The organism is Herbaspirillum sp. alder98 (assembly GCF_020179755.1).
In the GTDB taxonomy this organism is placed as follows: Bacteria; Pseudomonadota; Gammaproteobacteria; order Burkholderiales; family Burkholderiaceae_D; genus Herbaspirillum.
In genome coordinates, this window is record NZ_JAIUCY010000007.1 from 126,090 (window position 1) to 148,509 (window position 22,420).

21 protein-coding genes are annotated in these 22,420 nt (G+C 63.1%); 12 read left to right on the plus strand and 9 right to left on the minus strand.

The window, feature by feature from the left end:
• Positions 1 to 64: 64 nt before the first annotated feature.
• From rsmB to LBW87_RS16910, 7 genes are all read left to right on the plus strand, one after another.
• A complete protein-coding gene (gene rsmB, locus LBW87_RS16880; protein ID WP_225202629.1) occupies positions 65 to 1,402 on the plus strand; it encodes a 16S rRNA (cytosine(967)-C(5))-methyltransferase RsmB in 1,338 nt (445 codons plus the stop codon).
• 98 nt (positions 1,403 to 1,500) lie between these two features.
• The gene (locus LBW87_RS16885) at positions 1,501 to 2,034 is read left to right on the plus strand and encodes a DUF4390 domain-containing protein (protein ID WP_225202630.1); all 534 of its coding nucleotides are present in this window, start codon (positions 1,501 to 1,503) and stop codon (positions 2,032 to 2,034) included.
• Positions 2,031 to 4,331 (plus strand): sensor histidine kinase, encoded by a 2,301-nt coding sequence (locus tag LBW87_RS16890; protein ID WP_225202631.1) that lies wholly within the window; start codon positions 2,031 to 2,033, stop codon positions 4,329 to 4,331. The genes LBW87_RS16885 and LBW87_RS16890 overlap by 4 nt, the downstream gene beginning before the upstream one ends.
• A gap of 131 nt (positions 4,332 to 4,462) precedes the next feature.
• Positions 4,463 to 5,215, plus strand: a complete 753-nt coding sequence (locus LBW87_RS16895) for a response regulator (protein ID WP_225202632.1) — start codon at positions 4,463 to 4,465, stop codon at positions 5,213 to 5,215.
• Positions 5,216 to 5,710: 495 nt separating this feature from the next.
• Positions 5,711 to 5,968: a DUF3567 domain-containing protein gene (locus tag LBW87_RS16900; RefSeq protein WP_008117739.1), complete on the plus strand. Its 258-nt coding sequence runs from the start codon at positions 5,711 to 5,713 to the stop codon at positions 5,966 to 5,968.
• Positions 5,969 to 6,106: 138 nt separating this feature from the next.
• Positions 6,107 to 6,778, plus strand: coding sequence for a tRNA (guanine(46)-N(7))-methyltransferase TrmB (gene trmB, locus LBW87_RS16905; protein ID WP_225202633.1), 672 nt, complete (start codon positions 6,107 to 6,109; stop codon positions 6,776 to 6,778).
• Positions 6,775 to 7,614 carry a DMT family transporter gene (locus LBW87_RS16910; RefSeq protein ID WP_225202634.1) on the plus strand — a complete coding sequence of 280 codons (840 nt, stop codon included), beginning with the start codon at positions 6,775 to 6,777 and terminating at the stop codon, positions 7,612 to 7,614. The genes trmB and LBW87_RS16910 overlap by 4 nt, the downstream gene beginning before the upstream one ends.
• Before the next feature lie 76 nt (positions 7,615 to 7,690).
• Here LBW87_RS16910 and LBW87_RS16915 read toward each other — a convergent pair whose 3' ends face one another.
• Positions 7,691 to 9,592, minus strand: coding sequence for a potassium transporter Kup (locus LBW87_RS16915; RefSeq protein ID WP_225202635.1), 1,902 nt, complete (start codon positions 9,590 to 9,592; stop codon positions 7,691 to 7,693).
• 426 nt (positions 9,593 to 10,018) lie between these two features.
• Here LBW87_RS16915 and LBW87_RS16920 point away from each other — a divergent pair, with 426 nt between their 5' ends.
• The 5 genes from LBW87_RS16920 (at position 10,019) to mchS3 (ending at position 14,348) form a co-directional block, all read left to right on the plus strand.
• Entirely contained in the window at positions 10,019 to 11,071 is a 1,053-nt protein-coding gene (locus tag LBW87_RS16920; protein ID WP_225202636.1) for an ABC transporter substrate-binding protein, read from the plus strand.
• Position 11,072: 1 nt separating this feature from the next.
• Positions 11,073 to 12,080, plus strand: coding sequence for an ABC transporter substrate-binding protein (locus LBW87_RS16925; protein WP_225202637.1), 1,008 nt, complete (start codon positions 11,073 to 11,075; stop codon positions 12,078 to 12,080).
• A complete protein-coding gene (locus tag LBW87_RS16930) occupies positions 12,061 to 12,903 on the plus strand; it encodes an ABC transporter ATP-binding protein (protein ID WP_225202638.1) in 843 nt (280 codons plus the stop codon). Before LBW87_RS16925 ends, LBW87_RS16930 begins: the two co-directional genes overlap by 20 nt.
• A gap of 27 nt (positions 12,904 to 12,930) precedes the next feature.
• A complete protein-coding gene (locus tag LBW87_RS16935) occupies positions 12,931 to 13,797 on the plus strand; it encodes an ABC transporter permease (protein ID WP_225202639.1) in 867 nt (288 codons plus the stop codon).
• A 107-nt stretch (positions 13,798 to 13,904) separates the two neighbouring features.
• Positions 13,905 to 14,348 carry an MchS3 family protein gene (gene mchS3 / locus LBW87_RS16940; protein WP_225202640.1) on the plus strand — a complete coding sequence of 148 codons (444 nt, stop codon included), beginning with the start codon at positions 13,905 to 13,907 and terminating at the stop codon, positions 14,346 to 14,348.
• A gap of 166 nt (positions 14,349 to 14,514) precedes the next feature.
• On the opposite strand, the gene LBW87_RS16945 is transcribed toward mchS3, so the two are convergent.
• The 8 genes from LBW87_RS16945 to LBW87_RS16980 all read right to left on the minus strand — a co-directional run bounded on the left by LBW87_RS16945 (position 14,515) and on the right by LBW87_RS16980 (position 22,387).
• Positions 14,515 to 15,288, minus strand: coding sequence for a class II aldolase/adducin family protein (locus tag LBW87_RS16945; RefSeq protein WP_225202641.1), 774 nt, complete (start codon positions 15,286 to 15,288; stop codon positions 14,515 to 14,517).
• Entirely contained in the window at positions 15,285 to 16,319 is a 1,035-nt protein-coding gene (locus LBW87_RS16950; protein ID WP_225202642.1) for a ketopantoate reductase family protein, read from the minus strand. The genes LBW87_RS16945 and LBW87_RS16950 overlap by 4 nt, the downstream gene beginning before the upstream one ends.
• Positions 16,320 to 16,323: 4 nt before the next feature.
• On the minus strand, positions 16,324 to 17,073 hold the full coding sequence (locus LBW87_RS16955) for an ABC transporter ATP-binding protein (RefSeq protein ID WP_225202643.1): 750 nt from the start codon (positions 17,071 to 17,073) through the stop codon (positions 16,324 to 16,326).
• On the minus strand, positions 17,063 to 18,913 hold the full coding sequence (locus LBW87_RS16960) for an ABC transporter permease subunit (RefSeq protein WP_225202644.1): 1,851 nt from the start codon (positions 18,911 to 18,913) through the stop codon (positions 17,063 to 17,065). Before LBW87_RS16960 ends, LBW87_RS16955 begins: the two co-directional genes overlap by 11 nt.
• Complete coding sequence (locus LBW87_RS16965) at positions 18,910 to 19,944, minus strand: branched-chain amino acid ABC transporter permease (RefSeq protein ID WP_225202645.1); 1,035 nt, start codon at positions 19,942 to 19,944, stop codon at positions 18,910 to 18,912. Before LBW87_RS16965 ends, LBW87_RS16960 begins: the two co-directional genes overlap by 4 nt.
• Positions 19,945 to 20,063: 119 nt before the next feature.
• Positions 20,064 to 21,212, minus strand: coding sequence for an ABC transporter substrate-binding protein (locus tag LBW87_RS16970; protein WP_225202646.1), 1,149 nt, complete (start codon positions 21,210 to 21,212; stop codon positions 20,064 to 20,066).
• Between the two features lie 61 nt (positions 21,213 to 21,273).
• Entirely contained in the window at positions 21,274 to 22,017 is a 744-nt protein-coding gene (locus LBW87_RS16975; RefSeq protein ID WP_225202647.1) for an SDR family NAD(P)-dependent oxidoreductase, read from the minus strand.
• 7 nt (positions 22,018 to 22,024) lie between these two features.
• Complete coding sequence (locus LBW87_RS16980; protein WP_008117768.1) at positions 22,025 to 22,387, minus strand: hypothetical protein; 363 nt, start codon at positions 22,385 to 22,387, stop codon at positions 22,025 to 22,027.
• Between the last annotated feature and the right edge of the window lie 33 nt (positions 22,388 to 22,420).

The following is a 22,420-nucleotide window of genomic DNA, read 5'->3' on the forward strand; positions in this document are numbered from 1 at the left end:
GCCGGTAACCGGCCCCGCGGTCGTGCGCGGGCATTCGGCCAGCACTCAGCACATAGACCTACACGTGATCCAGATCTCCCTTATTTCTTCCTCGGCCAAGCCCGATTCGCTGGCCTACCAGCTGGCCTACGCGGCCCAGGCAGTTGCCGCCGTGCGCGCCGGCAGTGCATTGCCGCAAGCGCTGGCCGCAGTCTTCAAGCGTATCGATGCGGCGCCCCCGACCCGCGGCGCCATCCAGGACATCAGCTACCGCGCCATGCGTCGCCGTGGCGTCACCGACAGCCTGCTGGCGTTGCTGGCCAACAAGCCGCCTCAGCCCGAAGTGCTGCAAGGGCTGCTCGATTGCGCGCTGGCCTTGCTGGTGGACAATGACGACGCCGGTTACGAAGGCTTTACCGTGGTCGACCAGGCGGTCGAGGCGGCCGCCGCCAGCCCTGCGATGAGCTTTGCCAAGGGCGTGGTCAACGCCATCCTGCGCCGCTTCCTGCGCGAACGCGTGTCGCTCATGCCGCAAGCGCTCAAGACGCCACCCGGCACCTGGAACTATCCGACCTGGTGGATCGACCGCCTGCAGGCCGCCTATCCTGAACAATGGCAGGCCATCCTGCATGCCGGCAACCAGGAACCTCCCCTCACGTTGCGTGTGAACCGCCGCCGCAGCACCGTCGACCAGTACCTGGCCACGCTGGCCGCAGCCGGCATGGCCGCACGTCAGGTGGGGCCGGTGGCCGTCAGGCTGGAACGGGCGGTGCCGGTGCTGCAGATCCCCGGCTTCAGCGAAGGCGTGGTGTCGGTGCAGGACGCCGCCGCCCAACTGGCGACGCCGCTGCTGGATGTAAGCGATGGCATGCGGGTGCTGGACGCCTGCGCCGCTCCTGGCGGCAAGACCGGGCACCTGCTCGAATACGCCGATATTGAACTGGATGCGCTGGACCACGACGCGCGCCGGCTGGCCCGCATCAACGAGAATCTGCAACGACTGCAACTGAAGGCGCGGCTGATCGCCGGCGACGCGCGTATCGGCGGCCTGGCGCCGGGCGCCGGCTGGTGGGACGGCCGAGCCTATGACCGCATCCTGGCCGACGTCCCCTGTACCGCCTCGGGCATCGTGCGGCGTCATCCCGATATCCGCTGGCTGCGTCGCAAGACCGACGCCGAGCAGCTTGCAACACTTTCTGCGCAAATTTTGGACAACCTTTGGCAGATGCTGCGCCCGGATGGTAAATTGCTGCTCGTGACATGCTCGCTGTGGCCGCTCGAATCGGAACAGCAGGCAAATGCTTTCGCGCAAAGAAATAACGCCACTCGACTGCCAGCTCCAGGTCAACTTTTGCCGACTGCCAGCGCAGAAACCGACCATGATGGCCTGTTTTACGCGCTGTTCCAAAAAACTGGTGCATGAATTTGACGCAATCGGCCTCTCCTCCCCCTAGTCTGCGCTCCGGCCCTGGTGCCGGTGCCGCTGTCATCGCGCGACTTTGGCGCTGGGCGAGCGGGATCATGCTGGCGCTGATGCTGTGCCTGTTTGCCGCGCCGGCATCAGCGGCCGAGATCACGGTCGACCAGGCGTCGATCGAGGCCAGCAACCCGGGATACCGGCTGTCGCTGGCTTTCTCGTTCGAACTCAACCGTGGGCTCGAAGATGCGCTCACGCGGGGCGTGCCGCTGTATTTCACGACCGAAGTGCAGATGACCCGCCACCGCTGGTACTGGTTCGACGAGACCAATGTCTCGGCTTCGCGTACCGTGCGTATTTCATACAACGTGCTGACCCGTCAGTACCACACCGCCATCAGCGGCCAGCTGCAGCAAAGTTTCAGCACACTGGAAGATGCCATGGCACTGGTGCGTCGTCCGCCGCGCTGGCTCATCGTCGATACCAATACCCTCAAGCAGGGCGATACCTATACGGTGGGAGTGCGCATGCGCCTGGACGTGGCACAGTTGCCCAAGCCGTTCCAGATCAACGCGCTCAATAACAGTGACTGGCGCCTGTCGTCGGACTGGATCGAATTCACCTACAAACCCGAATGAGTCGCACCTTACGCTATCTGCTGGTGGTCGGCGGCGGCGTCATCAGCGTGTTGTTGTTCCTGCTGGCGTCGGCCTCCGAAAACTCGGCCCTGTTCGAACAGCATTATCCCTGGCTCCTGTTTCTCAACGGCCTGGCGGCGATCTCGCTGCTGATCCTGGTGCTGCTGCTGCTGACCCGGCTCTACAAGCGCTACCGGCGGGGCAAGTTCGGCTCGCGGCTACTGGCGCGGCTGGTCTTGATGTTTGCGCTGATCGGCATCCTGCCGGGGGCAGTGATCTACCTGATGTCGGTGCAATTCGTGTCGCGCTCGATCGAGTCGTGGTTCGACGTGCGCATGGAAGCGGCGCTCGAGTCGGGCCTGAACCTGGGGCGCAACGCGCTCGATTCATCCTTGTCCGATCTGTCGGCGCGGGCACGCAGCATGGCCCAGGAACTGTCGGACATGAGCGATTCCGAGCAGGTCACCTACCTGTCGCGCCAGCGCGACCAGAACATGGAAGTGGTCATCGTCAGCAATGCCGGTCAGGCCATGGCATCGGTGGGAGGCAGCATCGGCACCCTTTCGCCGACGCTGCCCACGCCATCGGCATTGCGCCAGGCCCGTATCTCGCGGGGCTTTGCCGCCGTCGAAAGCGACGACTCGCGCCCGACGGAGGGGCAATCCAGCGCCGACGCCAACCTGCGCCTGCATGTGGTGGTGATGATCCCCGCGCCCAGTCGCGGGCTGTCGCTGCAGAACGAAAACCGCTTCCTGCAGATCATGCAGCCGGTGCCTGACTACCTGGCGACCAACGCCGAAACGCTGCGCCAGGCCTATAGCGAATACCAGCAACGCTCGGTGTCGCGCTCGGGCCTGCGCAAGATCTACCTGGTGACGCTGACGCTGACGCTGCTGCTGGCCATCTTCGCGGCCATCGCCAGCGCCTTCCTGATCGCCAGTGATCTGGCCAAGCCCTTGCTGCTGCTGGCCGAAGGCACCAAGGCGGTGGCCGAGGGCAACCTGTCGCCACGCCCGATCGTGAGCACCTCCGACGAACTCGGCACGCTGACCCAGTCGTTCAATACCATGACGCGCCAGTTGCTTGAGGCCCGCACCTCGGTGGAACGCAACCGCGCCGAGCTCGAGAACGCCAAGGCCTACCTCGAATCGGTGCTGGCCAACATGTCGGCCGGGGTGATGGTGCTGGATAACCAGTTCAACATCGTCAGCAGCAACGATTCGGTACGGCGCATCCTGGGTCACGACTTTGGCGGCGACGTCGGCACCCCGCTGCAGACCATCGAGCCACAGGCCCGCTTCGCGCAGGCCATCATCCGCGCCTTTTCCGAGCAGCGCGCCCAGCACAGTGCCGAGAATCCGGCGCAAAGCCCGGCTGACGCGCTGCACTGGGAGCGCCAGATCGAACTACCCCGCCAGCCCGGCGCCCTGGGTGATATCGATGGCGACCACGGCAACGCCGGCAAGCCCGACCAGGACAAGATCACGCTGTTTGCACGCGGCTCGCACCTGCCGGTGCACAACGGCGTCGGCTATGTGGTGGTGTTCGACGACATCAGCAACGTGATCTCGGTGCAGCGCTCGCTGGCCTGGGGCGAAGTGGCGCGGCGCCTGGCGCATGAGATCAAGAACCCGCTTACGCCCATCCAGTTGTCGGCCGAGCGCATGCAGCACCGGCTGTCCGACAAGCTCATGCCCAACGACGCCGCCATTCTGGAAAAAGGCACCACCACCATCGTCAACCAGGTGGCCGCCATGAAGCGCATGGTCGACGACTTCCGCGACTATGCCAAGACGCCCCCGGCCAAGCCCGAGGCGCTCGACCTGAACGCACTGATCGAGGAAATCCTCAACCTCTACCTGGCCGGCGATGGCCGCGACACCATCCACGCGCGGCTGGCCGGCGGCCTGACCAAGGTCATGGGGGATGCGACCCAGATGCGCCAGGTCATCCACAACCTGCTGCAGAATGCCCAGGATGCCGTGACCGACGAGGCGCAACAGGCGCCGCACATCGACGTCATCACCGAGCAGATCGACATCGCCGGGGCCGATGGCACCCGTCAGCGCGCGGTGCGACTATCGATCATGGACAACGGCCCCGGGTTTTCGGCCAAGATCCTGGCGCGCGCATTCGAGCCCTATGTCACCAGCAAGCCGCGTGGCACGGGTCTCGGGCTGGCGATGGTCAAAAAAATCGTGGAAGAACACGGGGGAAGGATCGATATCCAGAACCGCACAGACGGACGGGGCGCAAAAATACTGATTTTGCTGGTAAAGTTAGCCCCTATTGATTAAGACTCAAGATGCAAGTGTCGCCACCGGGATGCATCGTCAGACCGGACAGTCCCCCAGCTGCGACGGCGACCGAACTCCTGGTATAAAAATCGAAAACTTGGACAACGAACTAGCAACGAGGAAAGCAACACATGGCTAACATCCTGGTCGTCGATGACGAAATGGGTATCCGCGAATTGCTCTCTGAAATCCTGGGTGATGAAGGGCATGTCGTGGCTACCGCCGAAAACGCGCAGCAAGCGCGCGAATTGCGCCAGGCCAGCGTGCCCGACCTCGTCCTGCTCGATATCTGGATGCCCGATACCGACGGCGTGACCCTGCTCAAGGAATGGCAGCGCGATGGCCTGTTGACCATGCCGGTCATCATGATGTCGGGCCATGCCACGATCGATACCGCCGTCGAGGCCACCCGCATCGGCGCACTCAACTTTCTCGAAAAACCGATTGCGCTGCAAAAGCTGCTCAAGGCCGTGCAGCAGGGCCTTTCGCACAGCCGCGAACCAGCGCGCCCGGCCAGCTACCGCCCCGCTGCGGTGGCGTCAGTGGCCAGCAACGCCGGCGAACTGCATCACACGCCCGATCATGCAGTCACGCCCATTTCAGGCTATGCGCCGGCACTGGGCAGCGACAACCTGCATCACGGCATCGCGACCAATTCGACTTATGCGCCGGTGGCCGACAACGCCGCCAACATCTCGTTCGACCTGCCACTGCGCGAAGCGCGCGACGCCTTCGAACGGGCTTATTTCGAGTACCACCTGGTGCGCGAAAACGGCAGCATGACGCGGGTCGCCGAACGCACCGGCCTGGAACGTACCCACCTCTATCGCAAGCTCAAGCAGCTGGGTGTAGAGCCTGGCAAGCTTTCGCGCAAGAACCACTAAGTGCTGGCGTCATGACGACCAAAGAGACCGCTGTGCGGTCTCTTTTCGTTTGAGGCCGGCAATTCGCGCATGTCGCTTTTCGAAGTCAGATTTTTCCTGATTTTGTTTACCTCGCTTTACGAGCATGCTCAATGACAAGACGACGGAGAAGAGAATTTTTGACGGCTTGCCTACCGTAGTTTTACGGTAAGGCTGCCGGTCGAGGTCGCCCGCCGCCGGGGATTTCCTGTAGGGCAACAGCGGTGATGTGAACTTCGCCGGTTGCGGCATATCTACTTTTTTACGGCCAGCCAGCTGAAGTAGCGTAAAAAGAACCAAAGTTTCAGGGCTTTACGCCGTAAAAGAAGCAGGGGCCACGCAATCGTCGCGTGGCTTGCACGGCGGAACGCAGCAAGAAGTAGTTGCAGGGTTCGGGGGCCAGTGCTCTGGCTCTTGAAAATCAGGGGTAAAGGCGCCACTTCCTTTTCGAAGCAGCATTCCAGCCAAGGAGGCACTATGAATCTGATCTACAACAGTGAAGACTACAGCGTCGTCGAATTCGGTGTCGATTCCGACCATGAAGCCCTGCGCTTCGGTGGCTACGAGATCATGGACAAGTCGGGTCAGCGCGAGATCTACATCGATGGCCCGGCCGCCGAACTGTTCCGCAAGGATGTGCAGGAGCTGATCGCCAGCGAGCCGACTATCGAGGATATCGATGACTTCCTCAGCCGCTACGACGTCATGATGCGTCATCCGATGACGCTGCATTGATGCACCAGCCCCCGGGCAACCAGGCCGCGCTCTCCAGCGCGGCTTTTTTTTGGTCGCCCGGTATCGGCCCCGCGTGCCGACAGCGGCATCCTCATTTAAGATGACGCCTTTGCCGTCGCCAGGCCTGGTACAGCCCCCGTGAATTCCACTCCCATCAGCAGCGCCCAGAACGGCGTGCACGACGCCCTCACCGAACTGGTCGCGCGGCACGTCGCCCATCCGTTCAGGAAACCCATCACCGACTACAACCGGCGCAGCTTCGACGACAGCATGGCTGCGTGGCAAGCGACGGGCAACGCGCCATTGATCCTCGATACCGGCTGCGGGGTGGGATTGTCGACCCTGCACCTGGCGGCGCGCCATCCCGATCACTTCGTCATCGGCATCGACCAGTCGGCCGACCGCCTGGCGCGCCAGACGCTGTGGAGCGGCCCGCAACCGGAAAACCTGTGCTTCGTGCGCGCCGATCTGGTCGACTACTGGCGCCTGGCGCTGCAAGCCGGCGTGCGCCCGGCGCAGCACTATCTGCTGTATCCCAATCCCTGGCCCAAGATCGGCCAGCTGGCGCGCCGCTGGCATGGGCATGCGGTATTTCCCGCCATCGTCGCGCTGGGCGGCAATATCGAGTGCCGCAGCAACTGGCAGATCTACATCGAAGAGTTCGCCCAGGCGCTGCAACAGGTCAGCGGGCGGCCGGTGGCGGCCGAGGCCTTCGTCACCGATGCGCCGATCACGCCTTTCGAGCGCAAGTACCTGGCGTCGGGCCATGCATTGTGGCGCTGCCGCCTGGCCCTGGGAGAGCCAGCATGACGCTTGCCGTGATCGGCCTGGTCTTGGTGGCGGCGCTGCTGCACGCGTCCTGGAACGCGCTGCTCAAAAGCCGTGGCGACCGCCTCGCCTCGCTCTCGCTGATGACCATCGGCGCCGGCGTGGGCGCGATCCCGCTGGTGTTGATGCGCCCGCTGCCGGCGGCAGCCAGCTGGTGGTGCATCATCCTGTCGGCCATCCTGCACACCGGCTACAACCTGTTCCTGGTGCGCGCCTATCGCATCGGCGACTTCGGCCAGTCCTACCCCATCGCCCGCGGCTCGTCGCCGCTGCTGGTCGCGCTAGGCGCGGCGCTGTTCGCCGGTGAAGCGCTGGGCTGGCACACGGTGCTGGGCATCGCGCTGGTCTCGACCGGCATCATCAGCCTGGCCAACCTGGGCGCGCTGCGCAAGGGAGGAGGGCAGGCGCCGCTGGCCGCGTTCATCACCGGCGCCTTCATCGCCGCCTATACCGTCACCGACGGCATCGGCGCCCGCCTGGCCGGCGACGCCATCGCCTATGCCGGCTGGCTGTTCGTGCTCGACAGCATTCCGCTGACGATGATCTACCTTTACCATCACCGTCGCTGGCCCATCGTGCTGGGGCAACGCGACACCTGGATCAGCCTTTTCGGTGGCGTCATGTCGCTGCTGGCCTATGCCATCGTGATCTGGGCCGTCACGCTCGCGCCGATGGGCCTGGTGTCTGCGCTGCGCGAAACTTCGGTGCTGTTTGCCGCATTGATCGGCTGGATCTTCCTGGGCGAGAAGCTCACCGCGCGCCGCCTGCTGTCTTGCCTGGTCATCGCCGCCGGTGCGGTGGTGCTGGGGCTGCACTGATCGCGCCGATATCACTGGCGCAATGCAAAACGGCGATGATTGCTCATCGCCGTTTTGCATTAGCTGCCCAGGCCGGTCAGATCTCGACCTTGGTACCCAGTTCGACCACCCGGTTGGCCGGGATATTGAAGAAGTCCGACGGCTTGGCGCCGTTCTGGTACATCCACGCAAACAGGCGCTCGCGCCACAGCGACATGCCCAGCAGCTTGCTCGGCACCACCGTGTCGCGCGCCAGGAAGAACGAGGTATCCATCAGGTCGAAGTGATGCCCGAACTGCTGTTCGGTCAGCGCCATGACCTTGTTGACCTCTGGCGTTTCCTTGAAGCCGAACGAGGCGCGCAGCAGGTAGACATTGCCGCCCAGGTCCTTCATGGTCAGGCGCTCGCTGTCGGCCACGTAGGGCACGTCCCAGATACTGATCTTGAGGAAGAACACCCGTTCATGCAGGATCCGGTTGTGCTTCAGGTTATGCAACAGCGCCACCGGCACCGTATTGATATTGCCGGTCATGAAAACGGCTGTGCCGCCCACCCGATGCGGCGGGTGCGCCAGCAGGCCCTCGACGAAGGGCTCCAGCGGAATACCGTCATCCTTGATGCGCATGCGCAGCAACATGCGGCCCGAATACCAGGTCATCAGCAGGAAGAAGGCGATGCCGCCGATGACCAACGGGAACCAGCCGCCTTCGGTCAGCTTCAGCAGGTTGGCGGCAAAGAAGGCGAGGTCGACGATGAGCAGGCAGGAGATGGTGAGCACCACGGCCGGCAAGCGCCATTTCCAGATGTGCCGCATCACCACCCCCAGCAGGATGGTGGTGATGACCATGGTGGTGGTCACCGCCACGCCATAGGCTGCGGCCAGGTTGTCCGAACGCTTGAACGCCAGCACCACCGCCACGACCAGCACCAGCAGCATCCAGTTCACCAGCGGAATATAGATCTGGCCCTGTTCGTCTTCCGACGTATGCAAAATACGCATGCGCGGCACGAAACCCAGCAGGATGGCCTGGCTGGTCAGCGAGAACGCCCCCGAGATCACGGCCTGCGAGGCGATCACCGTGGCGCAGGTCGCCAGCAACACCATCGGCAACACCAGCGGATCGGGCACCATCAGGTAGAACGGATTCTTGATCGCGCTGGGGTTGGCGATCAGGTTGGCGCCCTGGCCGAAGTAATTGATCAGCAAGGCCGGCATCACCGTGTACAGCCAGGCATAGCGGATCGGCTTGATGCCGAAGTGCCCCATGTCGGCGTACAACGCCTCGGCGCCGGTCAGCACCAGCACTACCGAACCCAGCACGATGAAGGCCTGCAACGAGTGCTCGGCCATGAAATTGAAGGCGTAGTAGGGATTGATCGCCACCAGCACTTCCGGCGCCTTGACGATGTTGTACACCCCCAGCGCGGCCAGCGAGAAGAACCACAGCATCATCACCGGCCCGAAGAAGCGCCCGACCACGCTGGTGCCGTGGCGCTGGATCAGGAACAGCACCACCACGATGCCGATGGTCAGGGGGATCACCACCCGCGCCGTCTGGGGCGCCGCGATCTCGAGGCCTTCTACCGCCGACAGCACCGAGATGGCCGGCGTGATGACCACATCGCCGTAGAACATGCAGGCGCCGAACACGCCCAGCATCATCAGCAGCTTGGCCCGGGGCGAACCGGAAACGGCCGAGCGCAGCGACAGCGCCATCAATGCCAGCACCCCGCCTTCGCCGTTGTTGTCGGCGCGCAGCACATACGACACATACTTCACCGTCACCACGACGGTAATGGCCCAGAACAGCATCGAAATGATGCCCAGCACCGCATCGGGCGAAAAGGCAATGCCGTGTTCGGGACTGAAGCATTCCTTGAGCGCATACAGCGGACTGGTGCCGATGTCGCCGAACACCACGCCCAGAGCGGCCAGGGTAATCAAATGCAGTTTGCGTGAACGCAAGGAAAGATCCGGATTGGTGTGAGATGAACTCATCAAACTCCCTTTTACATCTTGAAATTATCGCCGCTGGATGCGCCAGGCATGCTCGGGAAAGGGTGGCGCGGTGTCCATGCGGGCAGGACGCGTACTTTATCGCACTCTACCCGGGCTGCGATCAAAATGCCGCGCTTGCCACGACCTGCGTTGCGCCCGCGCCTCTGTAGTGCCCCCCAAACTTGACAAGCCAACCCGGCTGACATGCCGGATCGACATACCGGCGCCGAATATCGATATGCAGTAATCGAATTTTTCTTTCGAGAGCGCCCTTTATATACTCCTTCGGAATAAAGAACCGGGCTTTTCGAATAATTAGGTTCTAAGGAGCGTTCCGCGGTCGCCGATGGCGCTCGTGCAACGCTTCAAAGCCAATCTCCCCTCCGGCAGCAGCGCCGGTTTCCAAACGACATCGACAGGTTGACTATGACTACAGTTCGCCCCACGCCGGGACGTCTCCGGCGCCTCGTATCCAGGCTCATCGCAGGTTCGGCCAGCGCTGGCCTGGCATTGTCGCTGCTGGCCACGCCCATGGCGGCCCATGCCGAAGGCCAGTTGCGTATTGCCGAGCAGTTCGGCATCGTCTACCTGTTGCTCAATGTAGCGCAAGACCAGCAACTGATCGAGAAGCACGGCAAGGCCGCCGGGGTCGACATCAAGGTCGACTGGCTCAAGCTGTCGGGGGGCTCGGCGGTGAACGATGCGCTGCTGTCGGGTTCGGTCGATATCGCCGGCGCCGGGGTGGGGCCGCTGCTGACCATCTGGGACCGTACCTATGGCCGCCAGAACGTGCGCGGCGTGGCGTCGCTGGGTAACTTCCCGTACTACCTGGTGAGCAACAACCCGAATGTAAAGACCATCGCAGACTTCACCGAGAAAGACCGCATCGCCGTGCCAGCCGTTGGGGTCTCGGTACAGTCGCGAGTGCTGCAGTTTGCCTCGGCCAAGCTGTGGGGCGATGCGCAATTCAACAAACTCGACAAGATCAGCGTGGCCGTGCCACACCCTGACGCCACCGCCGCCATCATCAGCGGCGGCACCGAAATCACCGGGCACTTCGGCAACCCGCCGTTCCAGGAGCAGGAACTGGCCGGCAACCCGAAGGCGCACATCGTGCTGAATTCGTACCAGGTGCTGGGCGGCCCATCGTCGGCCACGGTGTTGTACGCCACCGAGAAATTCCGCAAGGACAACCCGAAGACCTACGGCGCCTTCGTCGGCGCGCTGGATGAAGCGGCCAGATTCATCGCCGCCAACCCCGAGAAGGCGGCCGACATCTACCTGAAGGTCAACAAGGGCAATACCGACCGCAAGCTGCTGCTGCAGATCATCAAGAACCCTGAGGTGCAGTTCAAGATCGGCCCGCAGAACACTTATCCGCTGGCCGAATTCATGCATCGCGTGGGTGCCATCAAGAACAAGCCGGCCTCGGTGAAGGATTACTTCTTCGACGACAGCCACATCCAGGGAGGTAGCTGACATGCCGTTGGTCCGACAACTCATTCCAGCGCTGCTGGCCGGTGTTACCGCGCTCACCCTGGCCGGCGCGGCGCACGCCGAAGGCCAGATCCGCATCGCCCAGCAATTTGGCATCGGCTATCTGATCCTGGACGTGGTGCAAGACCAGAAACTGATCGAGAAGCAGGGCAAGAAGGAAGGCATCGACATCAAGGTCGAATGGACCAGCCTGTCAGGCGCCACCGGCATGAACGAGGCCTTGCTGGCCGGCGCGCTGGACGTGGTGTCGGCCGGCGCGCCGCCGGCGCTGGTGCTGTGGGATCGCACCCGCGGGCGCCAGAACGTCAAGGCGATCGCCTCGCTGGGCTCGATGCCCAACTATCTGCTGTCGAACAATCCCAAGGTCAGGACGGTCAAGGACCTGAGCGACAAGGACCGCATCGCCGTGCCGGCCGCCGCTGTCGGCTACCAGTCGCGGACCTTGCAGATCGAGACGGCCAAGTTGTATGGCAAGGATGACTACAAGCGCTTCGACAGCATCACGGTCAGCCTGTCGCACCCGGATGCCACGGCCGCGTTGATCTCGGGCGGCTCCGAGATCAATGCCCACTTCTCGAGCCCGCCGTTCCAGTACCAGGCGCTGGAGAACAAGAACGTGCACAAGGTGATCAGCTCCTACGACATCCTGGGCGGCCCGGCGACCTTCAACTTCCTGTACGGCACGCAGAAATTCCACGACGAAAATCCCAAGACCTATCGTGCGTTCTATAACGCCCTGGTGGAGGCGGCCGAGTTCATCCGCAACAACAAGGCCCGCGCGGCCGACACATTCATCCGCGTGCAGAAGTCCAAGTTGTCGCCGGAGTTCGTGCGCAAGATCGTCGAGGATCCCGAAATCAATTTCACGGTGTCGCCCGAGCGCAGCTTCGTGTATGCCGAGAAGCTCTATGAAATCGGCGTGCTGAAGAACCGCGCCACATCGTGGAAAGATTACTTCTTCGAGGAAGCGTATGCCCAACCCGGCAGTTGAATCGTCGTCCCGTCCGCTGTTGCAGGTAGGCCAGGTCGGCCTGCAATACCGCACCGCGCAATCGGTAGTGCAGGCCACGCACGATGTCAGCTTCGACGTCTATCCGGCCGACCGCTTCGTGCTGCTGGGGCCGTCCGGCTGTGGCAAGTCCAGCCTGCTCAAGTCGGTGGCCGGCTTCCTGCCGCCGGCGCAGGGCGAGATCAGGCTGGACGGCAAGCTGATCGAGCAACCGGGTCCTGATCGCATCGTGGTGTTCCAGGAGTTCGACCAGCTGCCGCCCTGGAAGACGGTCTTAGCCAACGTCATGTTTCCGCTGCTGGCCTCGCGCACGCTGGGCCGCCGTGAAGCCACCGAGCGCGCCCGCCATTACCTGGACAAGGTCGGCCTGTCGCGCTTTGCCGACGCCTATCCGCATACGCTGTCGGGCGGCATGAAGGCGCGCGTGGCGATCGCCCGGGCGCTGGCCATGCAACCGAAGATGCTGCTGATGGACGAGCCCTTCGCCGCGCTCGACGCCCTCACCCGGCGCAAGATGCAGGAAGAATTATTGATCCTGTGGGAAGAGGTGCGCTTTACGCTTTTGTTCGTGACCCACTCGATCGAGGAAGCGCTGGTGGTGGGCAACCGCATCCTGCTGCTGTCGCCGCACCCGGGCCGGGTGCGGGCCGAGATCAACAGTCACCAGTACGACCTGTCCAGCCTGGGCGGGGTCGGCTTCCAGCAGACCGCGCAGCGCATTCACCGCCTGCTGTTCGACGAAGGCCAGGCGCCGGCCGAAGCGGCGCGCCCCATCAATTTCAGCGACGTGCGTTTTTCGTACTAAGCCGCCGCGCCCATCCAAGGTGACACCATGAGCCTGACGCCCCCCGTGCGGGACGAATATGAACTGCCGCTGGCGCCGCTGCCCGGCGTGGCACTCGAACGCCGGCTTTCGCTGGCGCAACGCATCTGGCAACAAGCCTGGGTGCGCAAGACGCTGATCCTGGTCTTGCTGGCGCTGCTGTGGGAGGGTTTTGGCCGCTGGCAGGACAACGACCTGCTCTTGCCCACCTTCGGCCAAACCGCCAGCGCCTTCTTCGATGGCCTGGTCACGGGCGAATTGTTCAACAAGACCTGGCTGTCGCTGCAGGTACTGCTGAAGGCTTATCTGCTGGGCATCGGCGCGGCCTTCGTGCTGACCACGCTGGCCGTATCGACCCAGTTCGGACGCGACCTGCTCAGTACGCTGACGTCGATGTTCAACCCCTTGCCAGCCATCGCGCTGTTGCCGATCGCCTTGCTGTGGTTCGGGCTGGGGCAGGGCAGCCTGATCTTCGTGCTGGTGCATTCGGTGCTGTGGGCGCTGGCGGTCAACACCTACGCCGGTTTCCTGGGGGTGTCCGACACCTTGCGCATGGCCGGGCGCAACTACGGCCTGCGCGGCCTGTCGTTCGTGCTGCAGGTGCTGGTGCCGGCGGCGCTGCCGTCGATCCTGGCAGGACTTCGCATCGGCTGGGCCTTCGCCTGGCGCACCCTGATCGCGGCCGAACTGGTGTTCGGCGCCACCAGCGGCAAAGGCGGCCTGGGCTGGTACATCTTCCAGAACCGCAACGAGCTCTACACCGACAAGGTTTTCGCCGGACTGGTGATGGTGATCCTGATCGGGCTGCTGGTCGAGAACCTGGTGTTCAACACGCTGGAGCGGGTGACGGTGAAGCGCTGGGGGATGCAGCGGTAGATGTTCGCAACGACCACGTGAACCGACAAGCAGAAGATTTATTGATGACCTCCGAATGTCGACTTGAAATTCGGAGGTCATCGTTGCATTGAGGGAGACTTCACCCCATGCAAATCCCCCCTATTTCGTCGCGAAAGACATTGCGCGCCATCGTTGGCGCGTTTCTTCTATTTTCCCGCCTGAACTGTCTGGCGAACAATCTAAACACGCCTGCCGACGAACTCGCCCGGGTAAACACGTTTGCGCTGGGTTACGTTGGCTTTGTCAGCCATATCAGCGCTGAAGAATACCTGTACCGAAGCGTACAGACTTCTGCAAATGCCGCTGCCGCGTTCACCGCAATTGTTCGCTCGCCCTCCGCTACGCCCGAAGGCAAGGCCTACGCAGCTTGCGGCCTCTGGCACTCTTCAAGGTTCTTGTTCACCCAGGAAATGCCCCATCTGCGTAAGCGCAATGCAGAAGTCTCTGTATTGCGTGCAGATATTTTGAGAAAGGAGAAACTAACTGATTTGATTGATCGCATTGAAAAACATGGCTGCAGTGATTTTTAGGATGATACCGATGAAACTCCTTCAAAAATCTGGACTGAGTAACGTGGCAGGAAGCATGAATCTGTCAATTGGACACTGCCGGCAGCCTACCGTCACCCGCGCACATCCACAGGCGATCAAGGAGGTCATTCTCAACCACCGGATATGCTGCATAGACCAAGAACGATCACACCAGCTTCTGCGCCTTCAACATCTTCCTGACGATCGCCTCGAAGAAGATCACCGCAAAACCGTCGTTGCGGATCAGTTGCTGCGTCAGGTCGGCGCACTTCTGCCGCACTTCGTCGGCGAGTTGAACATCTTCCCCGCCCATGGCACGCCCGGCCGACTGGATTTCGGCGGCGCGTTGCACCGTCCACAACAAGAAGAAAGTGCGCTGGATGTCGCGCTCGCACACCGCCACGCCGTGGTTGCGCAGCACCAGGATGTGCTTCTGGCCGAGGCTCTGCAGCATGCGCTCCTTTTCCTCGGCGAACAGCGTGATGCCTTCGAATTCGTGATATCCGATGCGCCCATACAACTGGGCGCCATAGAAGTCGTTGTGCTCGAAGCCTGACTTCTTCATCGTCACCGCCGAGATCGGGGTGGTGTGCGTGTGGATCACGCAATGCAGGTCATCCCGCGCGCCGTGGATGGCGCTATGCAGCGCAAACCCGGCCGGGTTGGCCTTGTAGTCCGACGGCTCGACCAGATTGCCGTCCAGCCCCACCTTGAGCAGGTTGGCGGGCGTCACCTCGTTGTAGTTGAGCGCGAACGGATTGACCAGATAGTGGTTTTCAGCGCCTGGCACGCGGGCCGAGATATGGTTGAAGATCATTTCGGTCCAGCCCAGGTAATCCACCAGCCGGTAACAGTGGGCCAGCTGGACGCGGACCGCCCACTCCTCGTCGCTGCAATGGGCCGGTTGCTCGGCGCCGTAGCTGAATTGCATGATGCTCATCGTTGTGCTCCCGAAAGACTAAGATTGTTGTTCTGCGCCGTGATGCCCCGAAAGCGCGCCAGCGAAACGACCGCCCGCGTGATCGGCATCGGCACCGAGAATCGTTCGGCCAGCTCCAGCACCGCATCGCCAATGGCGGCCAGTTCCAGCGGCCGGCCGCGGTCGAGGTCCTGCAGCATCGAGGTGCGGAACGAGCCCATCGCCTCGCCCAGTTGCACGAAGGTCAGCGGATCGATCTCTACCCGGGCGCCATAGCTCGACGCTACCAGCAAGGTCTCGCGCATGATCTGGTTCACCACTTCACGCAGTTCGGGACGACCGTAAAGTTGCTCCAGCGTGCCTTCGGTGATCACCGACAGCGGATTGGTACTGAGGTTGGCGATGATCTTGGTCCACAGCTTGTCGCGAATGCGATCGGTGGCGCGCGCTTCGATACCGGCGGCCTCGATGGCGGCCCGTACCCGCAACAGGCGCTCGCTCATCTCGCCCGATGGCTCGCCCAATACGATCAGGTGCGGATTGACCGACTTGATCACGCCGGGCTCGATCACCTCGGCCGTGATGAACAGCACGCTGCCGATCAACTGCGTCAGCGGTACCGCCTGCGCCAGCACGCCATCAGGGTCGACCGCCTGCACGGCATTGCCGTCGAAGCGCCCGCCCTCCCGGTGGAAATACCACCAGGGCACGCCGTTGTTGGTCGGGATCACGACCGTCTGCGGGCCGATCAATGGCGCCAGTTGCGGCAGCAAGCCGGCCATGTCCTGACTCTTGGCGCAGACCAGGATCACATCCTGGACGCCAAACTCGGGCCGGTCGCTGGCTGCCGGACGGGCGTGCGTGACGCCGTGGAGATCATGCAGGGTCAGGCCCTTGTCACGAATCACGTCCAGCGTCTTGCCGCGCGCCAGCACGCTGACCTGGTGGCCGGCCGCAGCCAGCCGTACTGCCAGCGTGCCGCCAATGGCGCCGGCCCCGGCGATGCAGATGCGCAGCGCTGCTGCGGCTGTGGTGGGGTATGGAGTGCTCATAGTGTCAACCAGCCAGTTTGTCCTGGTGTTTTCCCGACAGGCCCAGATAGGCTTCGATCACGCGTGGATCGTGCGCCAACTGGCTGGCCGGGCCGTGCATCTTGACTTCGCCGTTCTCCAGCACGTAGCCGTAATCGGCCACCTGCAGGGCGGCCCGCGCATTCTGTTCGACCAGCAGGATCGATACGCCGCGCCGGCGCAGTTCGGCGATGATGCGAAAGATCTCGCGCACGATCAGCGGCGCCAGGCCCAGGCTCGGTTCGTCCAGCATCAGCAGCTTGGGCTTGGCCATCAGCGCCCGTCCCACCGCCAGCATCTGGCGTTCGCCGCCCGACAGCGTACCGGCTTGCTGGCTGCGTCGTTCGCGCAATCGCGGAAACAGCGTATAGACCTCTTCGAGTGTCTGGCCATGGTCGCGCAAGCCGGTGCGGTAACGCTGGAAAGCGCCCAGCATCAGGTTGTCCTCGATGTTCATTTCCGAAAACAGCTCGCGCTTCTCGGGCACCAGCGTCATGCCGGCAGCCACCATCTCCTCGACTTCGGGCGAGCTGCGAATGGTGCCGTCGAAGGCCATCGCGCCGCGTGACGGCACCACCCCCATGATGGCCGACAGCAGGGTGGTCTTGCCGGCCCCGTTGGGACCGATCACGGTCACGATCTTGCCCTGCTCGACGCTGACGTTAATGCCCGAAAGCACCTGCACCCGGCCGTAACCTGCGGCCAGGTCACGAACTTCCAATACCTTATTGGCCATGCTGCGCTCCTGCCATTGCGGGGACCTGCTGCGGCTCTTCGTCGGCCACGCCGAGATAGGCTTCCAGCACCGCCTGGTTGTTCTGGATTTCTTCCGGCAAGCCTTCGGCGATCTTCTGGCCGAAGTCCATCACCACGATGCGATCGACCAGTTCCATGACGAAGTCCATGTCGTGCTCCACCAGCAGGATCGCCATGCCTTCACCACGCAACTTGCGCAGCAGGTCGCCCAGCGCCTGCTTCTCGCCCAGCCGCAGGCCGGCGGCCGGTTCATCGAGCAGCAGCAGGCAGGGGTCGGCCGCCAGCGCCCGGGCGATCTCGAGAATGCGTTGCTGGCCCAGCGACAGGGCGCCGGCCATCTCGAACATCTGGTCCTTCAAGCCGACCCGTTCGATCTGGCGCGCCGCTTCGGCCAGGATGCGGGCTTCTTCCTTGCGGTCCAGGCGCAACACCGACGACAGCACGCCGCGCTTGCCGCGCAGGTGAGCGCCGATGGCGACATTCTCCAGCACCGTCATGCGCGACATCAGGCGCACATGCTGGAAGCTGCGGCTCATGCCCAGTCCGGCGATATGACGCGAGCCACGACCGGTGACGTCATGACCGCGAAACTGGACGCTGCCCGAGGTCGGCGTATCGACGCCCGAGACCTGATTGAACAGCGTCGACTTGCCGGCGCCGTTGGGGCCGATCAGGGCCAGCACTTCACCGGCCAGTACCTTCAGGCTCATGTCATTGTTGGCCACCAGGCCGCCGAAACGCCGCGTAACGTTGCGCACATCCAGCACCACCTCGGCCGGATTAGGCATCTCGCGGCGCGCCAGCGGTTCGGCATTCGGGTCCAGCTTCAGGCGCTTGCCGCGCACCGGCACCAGCTTGGCCAGATAAGGCCAGATGCCATCGCGCGAACGCTGCAGCAAGACCACGATCAGCAGGCCGAAGACGATGGTTTCGAAATTGCCGGAACGCCCGAGAATCACCGGCAGCAATCCCTGCAACCATTCCTTGAGCACCACGATCACGGCCGAACCCAGCACCGCGCCCCACACGTGCGCCGCACCGCCCAGCACCGCCATGAACAGGTAGTCGATCCCGAAGCCCAGGCCGAATGGCGATGGATTGACGAAGCGCTGCATGTGCACATAGAGCCAGCCCGACAACGCTGCCAGCACCGCCGCGATAACGAAGATCACGATGCGCGAGCGGGCCGTGTCGATGCCCATCGCCTCGGCCATCACCATGCCCCCCTTGAGTGCGCGAATGGCGCGCCCCTCGCGCGAGTCGAGCAGGTTGTTGAGGCCGGCGACGGTCGCAATCACTGCCACCCAGATCAACCCGTACATGGCACGGTCGGACGACAGCAACACACCGAACAGCGAGATGGACGGAATGCCCGACATGCCGGTCTGGCCACCCATGCTGTCCAGAGTGCCGAAGATGAAGTACATGCTGATACCCCAGGCAATCGTGCCCAGCGGCAGGTAATGGCCCGACAGCTTGAGCGTGACCATGCCCACCAGCAGCGCCAGCACCGCCGTGACCACCAGCGCCATCACCAATGCCGCCCAGGGCGTATGCATCCAGGCCAGGGCATCGGGCAACGGCAGTACGGAGGCCGAGAAGGCCGCCGAGACATAGGCGCCGACGCCGACGAACGCGGCCTGGCCGAAACTGGTCAGGCCCGCCACCCCGGTCAGCAGCACCAGGCCCAGCACCACCAGCGACGCCAGGCCGATGTTGTTGAGCAGGGTCATGTAGAACGGCGGCAGCACGAAGGGCGCCACCAGCAGCAATAGCGCAAACGCTGCCAATACGGCGCGGGAAGAGAATGGATGCTTCATTCTTCATCCTCCACGTGACGGCTCGACAGCGAGCGCCACAGCAGGATCGGGATGATCAGGACAAACACGATGATTTCCTTGTAGGCGCTGGCCCAGAAGGTGGAGAACGATTCGATCAGGCCGATGGCGACGGCGCCAATGGCAGCGGCCGGATAGCTGACCAGGCCGCCGATGATGGACCCGACGAAACCCTTCAGGCTGATCAGGAAACCCGAGTCGTAATAGATGGTGGTGAGCGGCGCGATCAGCACCCCCGACACCACCCCGATCAACGACGCCAGGAAGAACATGGCCTTGCCGGCAAACACGGGCGAGATACCCATCAGCCGCGCACCCATGCGATTGAGCGCAGCGGCGCGCAAGGCCTTGCCGTACAGCGTGCGCTCGAACATCACGAACAGGCCGACGATCAGCAGCAGCGACACGCAGATGACCCACAATGCCTGGCTGCTCAGGCGCAGCGAACCCACCTCCAGTGACGCTTCGGTGAAGGGCGCGGTGCGCGCGCCTTCGGGACCGAACACCAGCAGGGCCACGCCGACCAGCGCCACGTGGGCCGCGATGGAGACGATCAGCAACACCAGCGGCGAGGCGCTGGCGATCGGCTGGAACACGATGCGATACAGCAGCGGGCCCATCGGCACCAGCAGCAACAGCGTCATGGCGACCTGCAGCAGCATGGGCATGCTGACCCACGGCAGGGCCAGTGCGGCCCAGGTGACCAGCGCCGCGTAGAGCAGCTTGGCGGGCAACCACAGGCTGATGCGGCGACGTCCGCTGCGCCACATGTCGAACACGTCGCAGGCGGCAGCGGCCAGGCACAGCGCCACCAGCAGCCAGGCCACCGTCAGCGGCTGGCCGTTTTGCATCATGCCCATGGTCAACGCGCCGAAAGAGACGAATTCGCCCTGGGGAATCAGCAGGATGCGGGTGACCGTAAACACCAGCACGATGGACAACGCCAGCAGCGCATAGATGGCGCCGTTGGTGATGCCGTCCTGTCCCAGCAGGGCCGCGATTTGGAAATTCATTGCACCTTCCTTGGTGAGCCCGCCTGGTGACGGCGGGTTCTTCGATACGTGACTGCGTAACTACCCGGGACGCGCGTGGATCGTGGATGATCGTGCGCCCCGGGCAGGTTCAAGCTTGCTTACTTCAACAGCGTCCAGTTGCCGTTTTTGACCGTGATCAACTCGCGACCGCGCTCGTCGAATCCGCTATGGTCGGCGGCGCTCATGTTGTAGACGCCCTGGGTGCCCACCAGCTCCTTGGTGTTTTCCAGCGCATCGCGCAAGGCGGCACGGAACTCCTTGGTGCCGGGCTTGCCTTTCTTGGCGGCAGTCGGAATCGCCTGTTGCAACAGCAGGCCGGCGTCATACACGTTGGCGCCGAAAGTGGCCGGCACGCTGCCATACATCTTCTTGTAGGCGTCGATGTAGTCGGTAGCGACCTTCTTGGACGGATTGCCGTCGAAGATTTCCGGCAGCACCAGCATCAGGCTGGCGGCCAGGATGGTGCCTTCGACCTTGTTCTTGCCCAGTTGCAGGAAGGCCGGCAGCGCCGCGCCGTGGGTCTGGTACATCTTGCCCTTGTAGCCCTGGTCGAACAAAGTGGTCTGTGGCAGCACGGTGGCAGCACCGGGCGCCGCCACCAGCACTGCATCCGGATTGGCGGCCATGATCTTGAGCGTTTGCGCAGTCACCGATGTATCGGTGCGCTGGTAGCGCTCGTTGGCGACGATCTTGATGTTGTTCTTGGCGGCCAGCTCGGTGAAGACCTTGCCCCAGTTCTCGCCGAACGGATCGTTGATGGTCATGAAGCCAACCGTCTTGACCTTGGTGCGCACCATCTGCTCGACCAATGCCTTGGCAATCAGGTCGTCGTTCTGGGTGGTCTTGAAGACCCACTTCTTCTGCTCGGTCATCGGCAACACCACCGCTGCCGTGCCGACCGGGGCCAGCATCGGCACACCGGCTTCGGCCGCGAACGAGATCACGCCCATCGCGTTGGGCGAACCGCTGGGTCCGATGATGGCATCGACGTTGTATTCGGAGATGAGCTTCTTGACCTCGGTGACCGACTTGGTCGGGTCGCTGGCATCATCCAGCGAGATGTATTCGATCTTGAGATCGCCGGCCTTGGTCGGCAGCAGCGGCACCGTGTTCTTCTGTGGAATGCCCACCAGCGACACCGGGCCGGTGGACGAAGTCACCACGCCGATCTTGATCTGGGCGTGGACGGGTGTTGCAGCGACGGCCGCCAGCGCCACGGCGGCGGCGATCAAACTTTTGTGCAGCATGTTTTTTTCTCCCTTGGTGAGTGAAGCGAGGTACAGGTTGCAGATCGATTTTCGGCAGGACTCAACGCATGAACAGGCCACCGTTGATGTCGAGGCAGGTTCCGGTCGCTGCCGCCGCCTCGGGTGAAGCCAGCAGCAGCACGGCATCGGCGATGAAATCAGGTTCGCCCAGGGCCTTGACCGGGATGTTCTGGATCGTCGCGGCCAACTTGTCGGCCGGTACGATCTCGCGCACGATGGGCAGGTCCAGCGGTCCCGGCGAGATGGCATTGACCGTCACCCCATTGGCCGCCAGCTCACGCGCGAACACCTTGGTCAGCGTCAGCACGCCGCCCTTGGCTGCCGCATAGTGCGCACCGGTGGCGGTGCCGCCGTTCTGGCCGGCCAGCGACGCGATGTTGACGATGCGACCGTAGCCGCGTTCGGCGAAGCGCTTGCCGAACACCTGGCACGCAAGAAACGTGCCTTTCAGGTTGATCGCGGTGACGTCGTCGAATTCTTCAGGCGTGATGTCCATCAATGCCGCCACGCGGGATTGACCGGCATTGTTGACCAGCACGGCCGCGCCGCCCCACCGCAGTTCGATGGCGTCGCACGCGGCGATGAAATCGGGCTTGCGGCGCACATCCAGCGCCAGCGCCATGGCGCTGTTGCCGCTGGCGTCGAGGCTGGTGGCGACGGTGGTGACCAGTTCCAGGTCGACGTCGGCCAGCGCCACCTTGTAGCCGGCGGCGTGCATCTTGCGCGCGATGCGCTCTCCCAATCCGCGGGCGGCGCCCGTGATCAGTGCAATCTTCTTGTCCATGGTGCGCTCAGGCCTGGATGATCAGTGCGCGGCCGACGCGTGCTTCGATCTTGCCGTACTTCCAGAGGCGGTGTTCGCCCACCATGGTGGTGCGGAACAGATTACAGGCGGCCACCACGGTGTCCATGTCGACCACGTCGGCCATGATGTAGAACGTCCATGGCGCGGCGTCAGACTTGCCGACCATCAGACGGTCGTCATCCATGGTGCCGATGACGTCGATGCCGTCCATGCGGGCCAGTGCGGTCATCATCTCGCCGTAGGCTTTCCAGACCGGACCGGTCTCGGTGGCCGGCAGGTCGAAGAAATTCTGGGTGACGCCTACGCAGAACAGGACGCGCAGTGCTTCTTTTTCAGTGGCTTGGGTCATGCATTTCTCCTTCAGGAATTCAAGTCGACTTCG